Source organism: Tetragenococcus halophilus (genome assembly GCF_001712815.1).
In the GTDB taxonomy this organism is placed as follows: Bacteria; Bacillota; Bacilli; order Lactobacillales; family Enterococcaceae; genus Tetragenococcus; species Tetragenococcus halophilus.
Genome location: NZ_CP012047.1, coordinates 2,276,394 through 2,294,201, shown reverse-complemented (window position 1 = coordinate 2,294,201; position 17,808 = coordinate 2,276,394). Strand labels below are relative to the sequence as shown.

Here is a 17,808-nt window from a genome sequence, read left to right as displayed (position 1 = left end):
TGTTATAAGCTATGTAATAATAGCCCTTTATTCAAATTGGTAAAATTTGAAAAATAGGTCTAATTATGATAGCGATTATGTTTTTTTGATTGGACTTGGTAAATGTAGGCTCTTAACAGCCAGTAAAATTGTAAGCGTTTGTTCTTGCTGGGAGTATTCGGTAAGTTGTTTTAGTTGTCGCAAGGAAATGAGTTTGTTGTAGAAACGGTTTGTAAAAATATCAAGGAGGTATTGGATTGGCATACCAAACAGTAAATCCATATACAAATGAATTAGTAAAAGAATACCCTAATGCTACAGATCAACAGTTAGAAGAAGCTTTAAAAACAGGACAAAATTTATATGAAGAATTTAAAAAACAACCGGTAAAAGAACGTGGAGAAATTTTACACAATATTGCATCTAAGATAAGAGAAAAAGCAGATGAATTAGCGCGAGCTTGTACCATCGATATGGGAAAATTACTGACTGAATCACAAGGTGAAGTAGAGTTGTGCGCAGTTATTGCCGACTGGTTTGCAGACCACGGAGAAGAAATGTTAAAACCTGAAGAAATCGAAACCACTGCCACAGGAACAGCTGAAATCCAGCACCATGCTACAGGTGTTTTGATGATGGTGGAACCATGGAACTTCCCTTATTATCAAATTATGCGGGTATTTGCGCCTAATTTTATGGTAGGAAATCCTATGATTTTAAAACATGCTTCTAATACACCGACTTCTGCCCAAATGATGGCAGATATTATTCTTGAAGCAGGCGCTCCTAAGGGTTCTCTTACTAACATGTTTTTGACTTATGATCAAGTAACTGCAGCTATTGAAGATCCACGCGTACAAGGTGCTGCTTTGACAGGTTCAGAACGTGGTGGCGAAGCTGTAGCTAGTGCAGCAGGTAAAAACTTGAAAAAAACGACGATGGAACTTGGAGGTATGGATCCATTTGTTGTGTTAGATGACGCTGATATGGATGATGTTGCAGATATTGCTTGGCGTTCACGTTTATACAATACTGGACAAGAATGTACATCCTCAAAACGTTTTATTGTAATGGAAAATGTGTACGATGAATTTGTTGAACGCTTAAAAGAAAACTTTAGTAAAGTAAAAGCAGGAGATCCATTAGATCCAAATACTACACTTGCACCAATGAATACAAAAAAAGCAAAAGAAGACCTACAAAAACAAGTCGATGAAGCTGTAAAAGCAGGTGCTGAGGTTGTTTATGGTAATGAACCGATCGATTTGCCTGGACAATTCTTTATGCCAACGATTTTAACCAATGTTGATCGAGACAACCCTGCTTATACAACGGAGATGTTTGGTCCAATTGGGGTTGTTTATAAAGTCTCCACTGAACAAGAAGCTATTGAATTGGCAAATGATTCCTCCTATGGTTTGGGAGGCGTTGTGTTTGCTGGCGATAGTGAGCATGGTGCCGAAGTTGCCTCACAAATTGAAACAGGCATGGTTTTTGTTAACAATTTCAGATATTCTTTACCTGAGTTACCATTTGGTGGTGTGAAACGTTCTGGTTACGGCAGAGAGATGAGTCGTCTTGGACAAATGGCTTTTGTTAACGAAAAATTAATCGTAAAAGCGGATAAACCAGATATGAACAACCTTGCTGGTGGGCTAGTTGCAAGCAGCAATCCTGAATAGAATAATTAATATGCGCTGTTATTTTTTCAATAGCAGCGCCTTTTTTAACTGTTTGCCTAGTATGAAAGCATCTAAACAGCTAAGCAATGAAAGTTTTGAAAAAGCCATAGTATTTAACGTGAATATGATCTAAGTATAAAAACTAGTGTAATTTCTTTTAGCTTTAGAACTTTTAACGCTTAAGAGAAGTTGTACTGGTTTTTTATCTTATTGAAAGCAACAGCTAAATATTTTTTGCGAATTTTCCTAGATTAAAAAAATTTACAAAAAAAGTTTTTTAATTACCCATAAGGTGCTATGATAAGACATTGGGGGAAAGCAGATGTTAAAAAAATCTAGGAAAAATGGGAATTTGTATTTTATACTTGCGCTATTGATCATGGCTGTTTTATTTTATAGCTCGTCACAAACTTATGAAACACAATCACAAATTTCTTTATTAGAAAATGTTTTAAAAAACCAGCCCTTTAAAGATCAATTGAATAATATTTCATTTAAATATGCAGATGATGTAGTAAGCATCGAAGAAAAGGGTTATTTTTCTTTTGTGGAATTTTTTATACGTAAATTAGCTCATTTTGTAACTTACTTTCTTTTAGCTGGTAGTTTTTTCTTAAGTCTATTACCCAAATTAAAAGTTGTCGGATTTGCTGTTTTTTTTAGTTGGCTATCGGCTACAGGTTACGCGGGAATGGATGAGTTTCATCAGATGTTAACGCAAGATCGGACCCCGCTATTTCAAGATGTAATGCTGGATTCTTTTGGCGCTTTAACTGCTGTTTTATTATGCTGGTTAGTGCTGAAGCTAAAAAAGAGGCGTGTCTTGTAAAAACAGGGGTAAAACAGTTATAATATATAAGGATACAAAAGTTGGCTTGTACATGTCTAACCAATTTTTTACAAGGAGGAGATCTTTTTGTCAGGACATAGTAAATGGAATAATATTCAAGGCAGAAAAAATGCACAAGATGCTAAAAAAGGAAAAATCTTTCAAAAAATATCTCGTGAAATATATATGGCTGCTAGAAATGGTGGGCCTGATCCAGATACAAATTCATCCTTACGAATGGTAATGGATAAGGCCAAGTCTGCGAACATGCCCAATGATAATGTGGAGCGTGCGATCAAAAAGGCAACTAGCAGTACAGATGGAGCTAATTACGAGGAAGTAACTTATGAAGGTTATGGACCAGGCGGTGTTGCGGTTTTAGTTGAAACTCTAACAGATAATCGTAATCGCACGGCAACGGATGTAAGAGTTGCTTTTGATCGTAATGGCGGTAGTTTAGGTGAAACAGGCTCAGTGAGTTATATGTTTGATCGTAAAGGCTATATTGCCATCGAAAGAGAAAACTTGGATGTAAGTGAAGACGACATGCTAGAAAAAGTTTTAGAAGCAGGTGGTGAGGATCTACTCACTTCTCCTGAAGTGTTTGAGATTTATACGGCTCCGGAAGATTTTACTGAAGTACGGGACTTTTTGGAAAAAGAATTTAACTTGGCACAAGCAGAGTTAACAATGGTACCACAAACAACGGTTTTATTAGAAGGTAAGAAAAAAGAGCAATTTGAGCATTTACTGGACAAATTAGATGAAGATGATGATGTTTCAGAAGTATACACTTCTATTGAAGTATAAAAAAAGAGAGGTTTTTTGCCTCTCTTTTTTTTATGCTTTTTTTTAAATAACTACTACAGGTGTACCTACATCGATGTCATTAAATAATTTTTCCATTACATCAGGTGGCGTATTGATGCAACCATGAGAGCCGCCTTCTTTCCAGCGGTCACCGCCAAAAGTTGGCTGCCAGTCTGCATCATGAATACCAACGCCTGTCCAATCGATAGGTAACCAAAAATCAACTGGAGATTCATAATCTTCCCCTGTTAAAGTAGCATCTTCTTCTTTATTCCAAACATAAAACACGCCAGACGGTGTTTTAGTTTTTGGTTTCCCAGAAACGATATCTGTATCTAAAACAGTTTCCCCGTCTTTATAATACCACATATGTTGATTTTTTAAGTCGACCTCTACATAAGTATCATCAACTAAGGGTTCACTTGGATCAGCACTACCTTCAACAATAGGGGAGCGTTCAAAATCTTCGCCTGCTAAGACATTTTCACTTAATGCTTCTGTTTCTTGATCTGTAGCAATCGTCCAACTTAAAGTTCCCGGTTCGACTGTTACTTCATCTTGTTTCGTACTATCAAATTCTGTGTCATTTTCGCTTGTATTGTAATTATCGCCTAGTTCTTCCACATATGCTTGAACTTTTTCTTGGTTTACATCAACTTTTCCGTCTTCGTCGTTGTATTCAACCCAATCCATAATTTTTTCTTGCGGAATTTCAACGTCTTCCCCGTTAATTTTATAGGTACCCTTTATTTGAGCTACACTATTTAACTGATCGAGTTTTTTGTTTAAATCTTCGTCATTTGAAGTGACCTCAGGTTCTTTTTGATAGCTGTTCAATTCTAGCTCGTTTTTACCTTCTAAAACATCTTTTTGAAGATTTTCGCTAGCTTGTTTGCTATCGATCTCATCTCCTTGTTTTTCCGGCTCGATGACAAAACCGTCGTCGTCTTTATCAATTTTAGCATTTTCAGTTTGTGTTCGGTTCTCATTGACCGCAGCCAATTCTTGTTCAATTGATTTTGTTTGCTGGTTAAGTGTTTGTTTATCAAAGGCGGCTGTATTAAGAGATAATTTTTGTTTGTTAGTTGATAAAGAAGAAAGGCCCCACTGCCAGTTGTTTTGCTTATTGATCATGGATTCTAGCTCATCAGAAAAATCCGTTTCTAGTCCTAAATCGACTTTTTTCAGTGTTTTCCATTCTTTGCCATCTTGTTCTATTGTAAATTCTTGGGCATCATAGCGTTCATGTAATACATCATTGGCCTGTTGGGCCGTTAAATTACTTACTTTTGTGCCATTAATGAAGGTATCAGGTAAAAAGTGGTCGGAATAATGCATACTACGATAAGCATACCCCCCAATTGCCACAATGAGTACTACAAGTAAACCAATGAGAATCGTACGGGTCGACTTTTTCATCTTCGAACGTTTATCTAAACGTGACATGCAGTTTGTCAGCTCCTTAAACTAAATAAATTCTTTTTCATACCATAGCATATTTGTAAGAAAAATCGAACCAATTCTTATTAAAACTAATAATAATTTAATACTTAAAGTAAGGATACTACGCCTCGCTTTTGCTCGCCCTAGTACTGTTCATCAACTACTCTTCGCTCCTCTTAGTCGCTAAATCGTAGTGATTCACAGCAAAAAAGGGAACGGCTCGAAATAGAGCCGTTCCCGATGAGATGGATTGTTTGTTAAAAGAATGAAAATTAATTTTCTTCGAATTGTTCAAATGCTTTGCTTAAAATATTGCTTAACTGTTCAGCAGAGGCTGCCATACGATCTTTTTCACCGTCTGTTAAAGGGATTTCGATAATTTGTTTAACACCTGCTTTATTAACAACGGCAGGAGAACCAATATATAGGTTGTTTAGACCGTATTCACCATCCATATGAACAGAAAGTGGTAGTACAGCATTTTCATCATTTAAAATTGCTCTTGTAATTCGTGCTAATGCAGCAGCAACGCCGTAGAAAGTAGCGCCTTTTTTCTCTATGATCGTATAAGCGGCATCGCGTACACTAAAGAACAAGTTAACCATTGCTTCTTCATCAATCTCAGGATTGTTTTTTACCCACTCATAAATTTGTAGTCCAGCTACATTAGCGTGAGACCAAACAGGAAATTCTGAATCACCATGTTCGCCTAAGATATATGCGTGTACGTTTCTAGCATCAACATCCATTAAGCCTGCCAATGCTTGACGGAAACGTGCCGAATCTAAGGAAGTACCGGTACCCAAAACTTTTTCTTTTGGAAAACCAGAAAATTTCCAGGTGGCATAAGTTAAAATATCAACAGGATTTGCAGCGACTAAAAAGATACCATTAAAGCCAGAATCAACAATCTGAGTCACAACGTCATGATTGATTTTTAAATTTTTATTTACTAGATCTAAACGTGTTTCGCCAGATTTTTGTGGTGCACCTGCTGTAATAACTACTAGGTCAGCGTCATGAGCGTCTTCATAAGAAGCTGAATAGATTTTTTTAGGTGCGTTAAAAGCAAGCGCATCTGATAGATCTATGGCATCTCCTTCTGTTCTATTGCTATCAATATCGACAATTCCAACTTCTTGGGCAATGTCTTGCGTAACTAGAGCAAAGGCATAACTTGAACCTACAGCACCATCTCCAACGAGAATAACTTTTTGGTGTCCTTTTTTATTTGTTTGTGCAACCATAGGTGTATCATTCCTTCCAAATTTTTGTTGTAAAAAACTTAACTATGTATTTATACTAACATTTTATGACATTTTTGTCATTCAATTTATAAAACATTATAACAAGTTTGTTTATCTGTACTAGTTTTTGAGAGACTTGTGATTGCTGTGTGATAAGTGTTTCAAGCGGTTACGTTAAATATTTAAAAAAATGTCAAAGAAATTTGATTCTAAGCGAAAAAGCTTTGTTTATGTTATAATTTATACAATAATTCTGAAACTGGACAATGAAATATTTGTCCAGCATTTTGTTGTCTTAAAAATCTTTTAGTAATGGAGTCTCATCAATGAAAATGATTGTAGGACTGGGGAACCCAGGGAAAAAATACGAAAACACAAAACATAATGTCGGTTTTATGACAGTAGAGCGCTTAGCAAAAACACATGAGGTTACTTTTAAGAAAAATCCTTTTGAGGCAGAAGTAGCTGATTTTTTTGTGAACGGTGAAAAGATATTGCTCGTTAAACCGCAGACTTATATGAATGATTCAGGAAGGGCTGTAGGACCTTTGATGACCTATTTTGGTATATATAAAGAAGAACTTATAGTAGTTCATGATGATTTGGATTTGACGGTAGGAAAAATTCGCTTACGACAAAAAGGAAGCGCTGGTGGTCATAATGGTATAAAAAGCATTATTTCACATTTAGGCTCTAATGAATTTGGCCGTTTGAAAATAGGAATAGGACATCCACAAGAACACACCACAGTTGTTAACCATGTCTTACAGCCGTTTAATAAACAACAACAAGCGGTCATGACTGAAAGTATTGATAAAGCGAAAGAAGCAATAGATTATTTTATCGAAACGAATAATTTTACTCAGGTGATGAATCGCTTTAATTAAATGAGAATTAGATATAAAAGGAGTAAAGGGAACTTATGGATTTAATTGAATTAGTCACTCAAATGCCGTTGATCAAAGATTGGCATCAAGCAATCAAAGAACATCGTCAGCGACAATTGCTCACCGGACTAGCAAATTCGGCGAAAACATTAGCTATTGCTAGTGCTTATCGTAAATTTAAGCAACAAATCATCGTCGCTTCACCTAACCTTTACTATGCTAACCAACTAGCAGAAGATTTGATGCAAGTAACAGAAGACGTATATATATTTCCGGTAGATGAAGTTCTTTCAGCTGAAATGGCATTTTCATCACCAGAGACAAGGGCACAGCGAGTGACGACACTAAATGCACTTGCGGCGAATAAAACAGGTATTTACATATTACCTGCAGCTGCCTTGCGTAAATATCTGCCTACACCCGAGTTATGGGAAAGCTATCGTTTTCATTGGCAAATTGGCTCAGAAATTAATTGGCAACAACTAGCGCAACAACTTGTTTTGATGGGCTATCAACGAGAATCGATGATCGCAAAACCAGGTGAATTTAGTATTCGTGGTAGTATTTTAGATATTTATCCTCTGACTACACCTCATCCGGTAAGAATTGAACTGTTTGATGTGGAAATTGATTCAATTCGTTATTTTGACGTGGCAACGCAACGTTCCTTAGAAAATCTAGAAGAAGTTACGATTTTACCGACGACTGAACTTATTTTTTCAAAAAAAGATTTGGAAAATGGGAGTATACAATTACAGGAATTATTGGATAAGCGTTTGTCTGTGACTACAGAACAAACCAATATAGACTTTTTAAATGATTACTTTGGACAATTGATTGCTTCTTGGAAACAAGGTGTTCCTGGAGAAGCCCCTGGGATGTATGCGGATATTTTGTATCCAGAACAAACAAATATACTATCCTATTTCCAAAATGATGCGCTTCTTTTTGTTGATGATTACGCTCGTATTTTAGAAACGAATCGTCAGATTGAACAAGAAGAAGCAGAATGGCAGACGCAAAAGATAGAGGAGTTACGTGTATTTCCTGAACAGACTTTTGGACAAAAGCTGCAGCCTATTTTTCAACAAACGAAGTTTGCTGCGACATTTTTCTCTTTATTTCAAAAAGGGATGGGAAATATCCGGTTTGAAGCAATTCATAACTTTCAATATCGACCAATGCAACAATTTTTTGGTCAAATGGGTCTTCTTAAAGCAGAAATGGATCGTTGGGAGAAACAAAATCAAACGGTTGTGTTTTTGGTTAGCGATGAACAACGTGCGCAAAAATTAGCGCAAGATTTTCGCGACTACGAAATTTACGCAGTGGAAACACAGCCAGATGAGTTGCTTTTACAAGGTACGCAAATCATACAAGGGAGTTTGCAGAGCGGTTTTGAATTGCCGCAAGACCAGCTTGTAGTAGTAACGGAAAAAGAGATCTTCCAAAAAGTAAAGAAAAAACGAGCGAAAAAGCAAACCTTGTCCAATGCTGAACGCTTGAAAAGTTACAATGAGTTAAATCCTGGTGATTATGTTGTTCACGCAAATCACGGGATTGGTAAATATTTGGGTATTGAAACCTTAGAAGTCGATGGCATACATCAAGACTACATGACGATTTTATACCAAAATGATGACAAACTGTTTATTCCTGTGTCACAGTTAAACTTAATACAAAAATATGTTGCTTCAGAAAATGCGTCGCCTAAAATTAATAAATTAGGTGGAAGCTCTTGGGAAAAAACGAAGCAAAAAGTTTCGAACCAAATTGAAGATATTGCTGACGATTTGATTCAATTATATGCACAAAGAGAAGCTGAAAAAGGCTACGCTTTTGCCCCCGATGATGCCTACCAGAAAGAGTTTGAAGACGCTTTTGCTTATACAGAGACTGATGACCAATTGCGTAGTGCCGAAGAAATTAAACGTGATATGGAAAAAGAAAAATCAATGGATCGTCTATTAGTGGGTGATGTTGGTTTTGGTAAGACAGAGGTTGCATTGCGGGCGGCATTTAAAGCCATTAAGGAAAGTAAGCAAGTTGCTATTTTAGTTCCAACGACTATATTGGCTCAACAGCACTATGAGACTATGATCGATCGTTTTGCAGGTTTTCCAGTAAATGTAGGATTATTAAGTCGCTTCCGTACTAAAAAACAGCAAGACGAAACGATTAGACAATTAAATACGGGACAAGTTGATATTGTTGTAGGGACACACCGTCTTTTATCTAAGGATGTTCAGTTTAGTGATCTAGGTTTATTAGTGATTGATGAAGAACAGCGCTTTGGCGTGAAGCATAAAGAACGGTTGAAACAACTAAGAGCACAAGTTGATGTGCTAACTTTGACAGCAACTCCTATCCCAAGGACACTCCATATGTCAATGTTAGGCGTACGAGATTTATCGGTCATTGAAACACCTCCGGAAAACCGTTATCCTATCCAAACTTATGTTATGGAAGCCAATCCAGGAGCTATCAGAGAAGCTATCCAAAGAGAAATCGCTCGGGGTGGCCAGGTCTTTTATTTGTATAATCGGGTGGAAAGTATTGAAAGAAAAGTTGATGAAATACATCAGTTAGTCCCTGACGCTAGAATTGGGTATGCTCATGGTCAAATGACAGAAATTCAATTGGAAAATACGCTGTTTGATTTTATCAATGGACAATATGATGTGTTAATCACGACTACGATTATCGAAACAGGGGTAGATATTCCTAATGCCAATACGTTATTTGTTGAAAACGCGGATTATATGGGGCTTTCCACGCTTTATCAATTAAGAGGACGCGTGGGACGAACGAACCGAGTGGCTTATGCTTATTTCATGTATGAACCACAAAAGATACTAAATGAAGTAAGTGAAAAACGGCTACAGGCGATCAAAGATTTTACTGAATTAGGTTCAGGTTTTAAAATTGCTATGCGTGATTTATCTATTCGCGGGGCTGGAAATCTTTTAGGGGCTCAGCAACATGGCTTCATCAACTCTGTTGGTTTTGATATGTATACGCAGATGTTAGAAGAAGCTGTGACAAGAAAACAAGGGAAAAATACTCAAATGCAAAAAACAGCAGCTGAAATCGATCTTGCAATTGACGCATATATTCCTGCTGATTATATTGCTGATGAAAGACAAAAAATCGAAATTTATAAACGTGTACGTGAATTGGACAGTACAGATAGTCTTGATGAATTACAAGATGATCTGCTGGACCGTTTTGGAGAATTTCCTGATGAAGTCGCTCATTTATTATCAATAGGCGAAATGAAGATGAACGCTGATCGTGCTTTAGTTGAGAAAATAACTAAAGTCGATCAAACTTTGGTAGTTAGTTTAAGTAAAATTGGTACGAATAAGTTTTCTGTAGAACAATTATTTTCTGCACTTTCTTCGACTAAGCTGAAAGCTACAATGGGCGTTGAAAAAGAACAAATGCAAATTAAACTGACTATACCTGCACAAACACAAGAAATGGTTTGGATACAAGAATTACAGTCATTTATTAAAGCTTTACGTGAAGAAAGATACCAGACGCAATTACAAAGCCAAAACCAATAAGTTAGTAGAAAGGGGGATTAGCGATTCGCAATCAGATGAAAACGATGATGGAAGGCGCGTTTATTTTAACCATTGCTTCTTTTATCGCAAAAGTACTCAGTGCGATTTACCGCATCCCCTTTCAGAATATCGTTGGTGATGAAGGATTTTATGTTTATCAGCAAGTGTATCCTATTTATGGTATCGCCATGACTTTTGCGTTGACAGGTTTCCCACAATTTTTATCGAAATTAGTAGCTGAACAAACAGGTCCACAAGAAAAACGACGTATTTTGGATGAAAGCTATTCTTTGCTGTGGTGGAGCGCTTTTATTTTATGGGCAATAACTTTTTTATTTAGTCGCGGTCTTGCCAGTTCAATGGGAGATCCAGAGCTGGCAATAGTCATTCGGGTCGCTTCTTTTACCTTTTTATTGATGCCAGCTTTATCTTTATATCGTGGACTATTTCAAGGAGAGTTGTTAATGGTACCTACAGCAGTTTCGCAAGTGATCGAACAACTGCTACGAGTAGGGGTCATCCTATTGTCGGCGGTTGCTTTTACACATTTTTCTTTGTCCGTTTATCAAACAGGCGCTTTTGCAATGTCAGGTGCTTTTGTAGGTGGTTTGATGGCGTGGCTTATCTTGATTTACTACGATCGAAAAATTTATGGTATCCATTTACGCCCGCAATTATTTCTACCACGTATTCCTAAAAAGAGTCGGTTGGTTAGACGCTTTTTTGTTGAAGGCGGTTTGGTGTCTGTTTACAGCGGTATGTTAATTTTGTTTCAGTTAGTGGACTCATTTTTAATCGTTAATTCATTAACTAGCAGTGGTTTAGCTGAACAAAGCGCTAAAGTGGCAAAAGGAATCTATGATCGCGGGCAACCGCTTGTTCAACTAGGTTTAGTTGTTGCAACAGCTTTAAGTGCTACTTTTTTACCGGCATTAACAAAATTGATCATACAAAATAACCAAAAGAAGTTTGTCATGTCTGCTAAAATATATCTACGTTTTACCTCGGCGATAGCTGGCGCAGCTTCCTGTGGGCTAGCGGTATTAGTTCCGTATTTAAACTTTGCTTTATTTAAAGATTCTTTGGGAAATACGACATTAATGGCATTTGTTTTGGCTGTAGGATTGATGGCAGAAGTTCAGGCTTATCAAAGCATTGCACAAAGCCAAGGTGTATATTTTCAAGCACTAAAAGCAGCCGCTAAGGGTTTTGTAGTAAAACTTTTAGCTACTGGCATACTGGTGTTTTATTTAGGGACGTTGGGCGCCAGTTTAGCAACACTTTTAGGATTATTTACGGTTTTGTGGTCTTTAACAAAAGCGGAAAAAAAGAGTATCAATCGTTTTAAAAAAGAACGGCATTTTGCTTGGAAATTAATCAGTTGTCTTTTTTTAATGCTCATTACTTTACTGTTATTTTTTAGTGTCATTCGTTTAACTTTTGGGGCATTGGACACTCGCTTATTTGCTTTTATTTTAAGCTTGTTGGCTGTTTTATTAGGAGCGGGTGTATTTATAAAAGCTGCTGTTATGCTTGATTTGTTTACTGTACGGGAGTGGTTGTTGTTACCTTTTGGGAAAAAGATTTTACGTATCGGAGGAAAAAATAAATGAGAATAGATAAATTTTTAAAGATTTCCAGATTGATCAAACGACGTTCGGTTGCCAAAGAGGTGGCCGATAAAGGTCGCGTTCAGGTCAATGGAAATTTAGCAAAGTCAAGTAGCAATGTTCAAATCGGTGATATAGTAAAAATTCAATTTGGTAATCGAACGATTGAATTGAAGGTCAATGCTTTGCATGAATCAACGAAAAAAGAAGATGCACAAGAAATGTATGAGATCGTTTCTGACGAAAGAAAAATTTAACTAATTTGCGTTAGACAAGCATAGAGGATGTTGGTATAATAAAGGTCAACTAAGGAGAAGACTGGAGCGGTTTGAGTGGACAAGCAAGAAAAATCAAAAGTAAAAGTCTTAGACAATGAATATGCCAAAAAACAATATACAAAATATGCAAAAGAACAACGCCAAATTATCTTTAGACGACGTCGTTTAATGGCGATTTTTGTTGTCGCTGCTATTATTTTCTTAAGTGTGGGCATATCTTTGTTTAATGACTACCTTCGTTTGCAAAAACTAGAAGATTATAAAGAAGAAACAGTAGTTAAGCAAAAAAAAGTGGCTAAACAAAAAGAGGATTTAAAAAGTGATGTCTCTTTGCTAAAAGATGAAGATTATGTTGCAAAAATCGCCAGAAGTCGCTTTTTATACTCAGACGATGATGAAATCGTTTTTCCGCTTCCAGGAAATGAGTCTGGTGTAGCCAATGAAAGTGATGAGGAAACGGATGAATCCAATTAGCTTTTAAAGCATAGACATATCTACATAAAAGACAAAAAACGTGCCAACGGCAAGGAGTATATGCTAAAATGTAAGTAGAGGGAACTTAGGTTTGCATATCCTTAAATAAGATATAGGCTACAAATAGCGAAGCCTTAGTGCTTTTTAAGTATGAGATAAGTGATAATTATTTTAGAAATGGTAAATTTTAGGAGGAACAATTTTTTTATGTCAATCGAAGTTGGAGAAAAAGTAAAGGGAAAAGTGTCGGGGATTACAAATTTTGGTGCATTTATTGATTTAGGGGATAAAAAAACAGGCCTTGTTCATATCAGTGAGATCTCAAATGGATTTGTTAAAGATATTCATGACGTGTTATCAGTAGGTGATGAAGTTACTGTGCTTGTGACTTCCATTGGAGATGATGGGAAAATTGGTTTATCTATTCGTAAAGCAGAAGATAAGCCAAAAGAAGACAAAGGCGAACGGGGGCATTCTTCAAACCGTCCTGCTCAGAAAAAAACACAAACACGTAAACAAGATACTGGAAATGAAAAAGAAGACTTCGATGCATTAATGAATTCGTTCCTAAAAGAAAGTGACGATCGTCTGTCTTCTTTAAGAAGAAACACAGAAGGAAAACGCGGTGGTCGTGGCGGCCGCAGAAACTAAATAGTATAGCAGACTAAAATTCACTGCTTAAAAGTAGTGGATTTTATGTCTGTTTTCTTTTTTCAGGAGATTTTTGAGTTGAAGTGAGGTGGTTTAAATGCTTTTATCACAAGTTGAGTCCTTTATTGAAGAAAATCAACTTTTAAAAGCTAACGAACGGATCTTGGTTGCAGTATCTACAGGCGTTGATTCTATGGTGCTGCTACATATCTTAGAAAGATTGCAGAAAAAAAGCGACTTCACTATCGGGGTAGCTCACGTGAATCATAAATTACGTAAGGATTCTGATGAAGAAGAAAGTTTTTTAAGGGCTTACTGTCAAAAACATCAGCTTGTGTTTCATACTACTTCTTGGAAACATTCACCAACGAGTGGTATGGAGGAAAAAGCTCGAGCTTTTCGTTATAATTTTTTTAGAGAAATTATGAATAATTGCCATTACCAAGTGCTTGTTACAGCACATCATAGCGACGATCAGATGGAAACTATGATTATGAAAATGGTAAGAGACGGGAATTTATTTTCAGCTAAAGGTATATTGGCAAATCAGTCCTTTGGTAAAAATCAAGCATTGATCAGACCTCTATTACACATTTCAAAAGAGGAAATCTTAAATTATAGCCAACAAGAAGGAATTGACTATTTTGAAGATCAAACAAATGCTTCTTTTGACATGCAAAGAAATCGGATCAGACACCAAGTCATACCGCTGTTAAAAAAAGAGAATAAGCAAACTTTACAACATTTTCAGCGACTCTCTCAACAGATCGAGGCTGCAGAAGAATTGATTACTGATCAGCAAAAACAATGGTATCAAATGATTACTACAGAAAAGCATAATGAATTTGAAATCAATTTGCATGCTTACTTGAAGTTTTCGCCAGCTCAGCAAGTTTTTTTCTGGCAAGAATTAGCAAAAAAAGCACGACAATATTATAATTTAACTATTAGCGCTAAACAAATAGAACAACTGATGAAACTTTTAGCAAGAGAAAAAGCAAACTGGGAAATTGATATTGATCAGACTTGGCAATTTCAGAAAAGTTATGGTCAATTATTTTTGCGTAAAAGCCAAACTGTTTTTGATAAAGATGCGTCTTATATGTTGTCTGTTGGTGAGTCCCTATTTTTATCAGAAAACGAATGGCTGGGTTTTTTTCCTAAAGATGAAGTAAAAATTCCCGAAAAAGTTAAATTTTGGTTAGAATATCGCCAAAATTTAACGTTAGAATTTCCTACTAGAGTGCAGTTGCGTAGAAGACAAGCAGGCGATCGTATTCAGTTGAACGAACAGTTGAATAAAAAGCTTTCTCGCTTTTTTATTGATAAAAAAGTTTCGCCAGTTTCACGTGAAAAAGCATGGGTTATAACCGACTTTGAAGGAAAAGTTTTAGGTGTATTACCTCATGTATTTTCTTATTTGTGTATTACAAAAGAAACTGCTAAAATACACTACGTACTTCTTTATAGGTACCAAAAGCCAAAGCTGGAAGGAGAAGCAAATGCTGGAAAAAGATATTGAAACAATCTTGATTACACAAGAAGAGATCCATAATCGTTGTGAAAAACTAGGCAAGGAGCTTACAGCAGCGTATAAAAATACACAACCGCTTGTGGTGGGTGTATTAAAGGGTGCTATCCCTTTTATGGCTGATATTGTACGTCAAATGGATACATATATAGAACTTGATTTTATGGATGTGTCAAGTTACGGTGATGCGACAGTTTCATCTGGAGAGGTAAAAATCGTAAAAGACCTAGACACAAACGTAAAGGGACGCGATATGTTGATTGTAGAAGATATTATTGACAGCGGTCGTACGCTTCGTTACTTGGTGGATTTATTTAAATATCGTCAAGCGAATTCTGTTGCAATTGTTACGCTTTTGGATAAACCTAAAGGTCGTGTCGTGGATATTGAAGCGGATTATATCGGATTTGATGTTCCCGATGAATTTGTGGTAGGCTATGGTTTGGATTTTGCGGAGCAGTACCGCAATCTACCTTACGTGGGTGTGTTAAAACCAAATATATATGAAACAAAAGTTTGACCAAAACCAAGAAAGATATGCTACAATATAAAAGGTCAAAATAAGACAAACTGGCAAGGAGGGGCCGCATGAACAAGAATAATAAAGGGACAGCAAGAAACACCTTATACTATGTGCTGATTATTTTGGCCATGGTGATGGTTGTTTACTTCTTCCTAGGCGATGGTAATGATGAAACGCCGGAAATACAATATTCTACTTTTTCTGAACAACTAGAAGCTGGCGATGTTAAATCTTTTAATGTTCAGCCAACAAATGGTGTTTACCAAATTACAGGAGAATATGAAGAAGAAAAAACGGTTAATAATAATGATGGTTTAGCTGTATTAGGCTCAACAGAGTCAACGACCACACAGTTTTCCACAGTTGTTTTACCGAATGATTCCACATTGAGTGAAATCACCAATTTAGCAGATGAAAATGATGTACAAACTTCTATTGAAGAAGAATCAAGCAGTGGCATTTGGATGTCGCTTCTCTTTAGTTTCCTGCCGATAATAGCCATTTTTGGTTTATTCTATTTGATGATGGGCCAACAAGGTGGCGGAGGCGGCGGAGGTGGCCGAATGATGAACTTCGGCAAATCCAAAGCCAAAGAAGCTGACAAATCAGCGAATAAGATTCGTTTTTCTGATGTGGCTGGTGCTGAAGAAGAAAAACAAGAATTAGTTGAAGTTGTTGAATTTCTAAAAGATCCAAGACGTTTTTCTAATTTAGGCGCACGTATCCCTGCAGGGGTTCTTTTAGAAGGCCCTCCAGGAACTGGGAAAACACTTCTAGCTAAAGCAGTAGCTGGTGAAGCAGGCGTACCATTTTATTCTATTTCTGGTTCAGACTTTGTTGAAATGTTTGTAGGTGTCGGGGCAAGCCGTGTTCGGGACTTATTTGAAACAGCGAAGAAAAATGCGCCAGCTATTATCTTTATCGATGAAATCGATGCGGTCGCTCGTCAACGTGGTGCTGGCATGGGCGGTGGCCATGATGAACGAGAACAAACGTTGAACCAATTGTTAGTTGAAATGGATGGTTTTGAAGGAAATGAAGGAGTTATTGTCATTTCTGCCACCAACCGTTCTGATGTATTGGATCCAGCGCTATTACGTCCAGGTCGTTTCGACCGTCAAATTTTAGTTGGACGTCCAGATGTTAAAGGCCGTGAAGCTATTTTACGTGTTCACGCCCGCAATAAACCGATAACTGACGATGTTGATTTGAAAGTTGTAGCACAACAAACGCCTGGTTTTTCAGGTGCAGATTTAGAAAATGTATTGAATGAAGCAGCGCTTGTTGCAGCAAGGCGCGGTAAGAAGAAAATCGATGCTTCGGATATTGATGAAGCTGAAGACCGTGTTATTGCAGGACCCGCTAAAGAAGATCATGTCGTTAATAAAAAAGAACGCGAAATGGTGGCCTTCCACGAAGCAGGACACACCATCGTTGGTCTAGTATTGAGTCGAGCACGGGTCGTTCACAAAGTAACGATTATTCCACGTGGTCGTGCGGGTGGTTATATGATTGCCTTGCCCAAAGAAGATCAGAACTTAATGACAAAAGACGATTTGACTGAACAAATTGCAGGCCTATTAGGTGGTCGTGCTGCTGAAGAAATTGTTTTTGACTCTCAATCAACGGGGGCTTCTAATGACTTTGAGCAGGCGACAAATATCGCTCGTAGTATGGTTACCCAATACGGTATGAGTGACAAACTTGGTCCGATTCAATATGAAGGAGGCAATCAAGTATTTGTTGGTCGTGACTATGGGCAAACGAAGTCTTACTCTGAACAATTTGCTTATGAAATCGATGATGAAGTGCGTAAAATCGTAAATGATGGTCATGATAAAGCACGTGAAATTATCGAATCTCATCGCAATAAGCATAAGTTGATAGCAGAAAAACTGTTAGAATATGAAACACTTGATGCTAAAGCTATCAAATCATTATTTGAATCAGGCGAAATGCCAAAATCTTATGAGGAAGAAAGCAAATTTCCAAGTGAAAACGGCCGATCTTATGAAGAAGCAAAACGTACTTTGGAAAAGAAAGAAGAACAAGGTCGGGTGAATGATAAAGAGGAAGATTCTACAGCGGCTAATGAAGACAATAGCCAAGGATCAAATGAATCTTCATCAAAAGAACAAGATGATCAAACAGATAAGACAGATGAATAATTGTACAATAAAAGCTGTGGTGTTAGCATCACAGCTTTTCCCTTGTGCAAACATAAAAATTGCGTCTTGTAATATTTATTAGTAAGATACTTAAATAAACATAAGGAATGATTGTGTGCAATTGAAC

At 36.9% G+C, this 17,808-nt stretch carries 14 protein-coding genes; 12 read left to right on the top strand and 2 right to left on the bottom strand.

From position 1 onward, the window contains the following. The first annotated feature begins 236 nt into the window (after nt 1–236). From AC806_RS11090 to AC806_RS11080, 3 genes are all read left to right on the top strand, one after another. On the top strand, nt 237–1,661 hold the full coding sequence (locus tag AC806_RS11090) for an NAD-dependent succinate-semialdehyde dehydrogenase (RefSeq protein ID WP_014125804.1): 1,425 nt from the start codon (nt 237–239) through the stop codon (nt 1,659–1,661). 322 nt (nt 1,662–1,983) lie between these two features. Further along, nucleotides 1,984–2,490 (top strand): VanZ family protein, encoded by a 507-nt coding sequence (locus AC806_RS11085; protein ID WP_014125803.1) that lies wholly within the window; start codon nt 1,984–1,986, stop codon nt 2,488–2,490. A gap of 87 nt (nt 2,491–2,577) precedes the next feature. Then, the gene (locus AC806_RS11080) at nt 2,578–3,300 is read left to right on the top strand and encodes a YebC/PmpR family DNA-binding transcriptional regulator (RefSeq protein ID WP_069029322.1); all 723 of its coding nucleotides are present in this window, start codon (nt 2,578–2,580) and stop codon (nt 3,298–3,300) included. Nucleotides 3,301–3,342: 42 nt separating this feature from the next. Here the strand turns inward: AC806_RS11080 and AC806_RS11075 are convergent, their stop codons facing one another. Then, the gene (locus tag AC806_RS11075) at nt 3,343–4,746 is read right to left on the bottom strand and encodes a L,D-transpeptidase family protein (protein ID WP_014125801.1); all 1,404 of its coding nucleotides are present in this window, start codon (nt 4,744–4,746) and stop codon (nt 3,343–3,345) included. Between the two features lie 269 nt (nt 4,747–5,015). Next, nucleotides 5,016–5,990, bottom strand: coding sequence for an L-lactate dehydrogenase (locus AC806_RS11070; protein ID WP_069029321.1), 975 nt, complete (start codon nt 5,988–5,990; stop codon nt 5,016–5,018). Between the two features lie 326 nt (nt 5,991–6,316). Here AC806_RS11070 and pth point away from each other — a divergent pair, with 326 nt between their 5' ends. The 9 genes from pth to ftsH all read left to right on the top strand — a co-directional run bounded on the left by pth (nt 6,317) and on the right by ftsH (nt 17,681). Next, nucleotides 6,317–6,877, top strand: a complete 561-nt coding sequence (gene pth, locus AC806_RS11065) for an aminoacyl-tRNA hydrolase (protein WP_014125799.1) — start codon at nt 6,317–6,319, stop codon at nt 6,875–6,877. Between the two features lie 35 nt (nt 6,878–6,912). After that, complete coding sequence (mfd, locus tag AC806_RS11060; RefSeq protein WP_069029320.1) at nt 6,913–10,446, top strand: transcription-repair coupling factor; 3,534 nt, start codon at nt 6,913–6,915, stop codon at nt 10,444–10,446. A gap of 47 nt (nt 10,447–10,493) precedes the next feature. After that, the gene (locus AC806_RS11055) at nt 10,494–12,059 is read left to right on the top strand and encodes a putative polysaccharide biosynthesis protein (protein WP_069029410.1); all 1,566 of its coding nucleotides are present in this window, start codon (nt 10,494–10,496) and stop codon (nt 12,057–12,059) included. After that, nucleotides 12,056–12,313, top strand: coding sequence for an RNA-binding S4 domain-containing protein (locus tag AC806_RS11050; protein ID WP_014125796.1), 258 nt, complete (start codon nt 12,056–12,058; stop codon nt 12,311–12,313). Before AC806_RS11055 ends, AC806_RS11050 begins: the two co-directional genes overlap by 4 nt. Before the next feature lie 75 nt (nt 12,314–12,388). Further along, nucleotides 12,389–12,808: an FtsB family cell division protein gene (locus AC806_RS11045; RefSeq protein WP_069029319.1), complete on the top strand. Its 420-nt coding sequence runs from the start codon at nt 12,389–12,391 to the stop codon at nt 12,806–12,808. 207 nt (nt 12,809–13,015) lie between these two features. Further along, nucleotides 13,016–13,459, top strand: coding sequence for a S1 domain-containing RNA-binding protein (locus AC806_RS11040; RefSeq protein ID WP_014125794.1), 444 nt, complete (start codon nt 13,016–13,018; stop codon nt 13,457–13,459). A 97-nt stretch (nt 13,460–13,556) separates the two neighbouring features. Continuing rightward, nucleotides 13,557–14,981, top strand: a complete 1,425-nt coding sequence (gene tilS, locus AC806_RS11035; protein WP_061841005.1) for a tRNA lysidine(34) synthetase TilS — start codon at nt 13,557–13,559, stop codon at nt 14,979–14,981. Further along, nucleotides 14,962–15,510: a hypoxanthine phosphoribosyltransferase gene (hpt, locus tag AC806_RS11030; protein WP_061841004.1), complete on the top strand. Its 549-nt coding sequence runs from the start codon at nt 14,962–14,964 to the stop codon at nt 15,508–15,510. Before tilS ends, hpt begins: the two co-directional genes overlap by 20 nt. A 68-nt stretch (nt 15,511–15,578) precedes the next feature. Continuing rightward, nucleotides 15,579–17,681: an ATP-dependent zinc metalloprotease FtsH gene (gene ftsH, locus AC806_RS11025; protein WP_069029318.1), complete on the top strand. Its 2,103-nt coding sequence runs from the start codon at nt 15,579–15,581 to the stop codon at nt 17,679–17,681. Nucleotides 17,682–17,808: the final 127 nt, after the last annotated feature.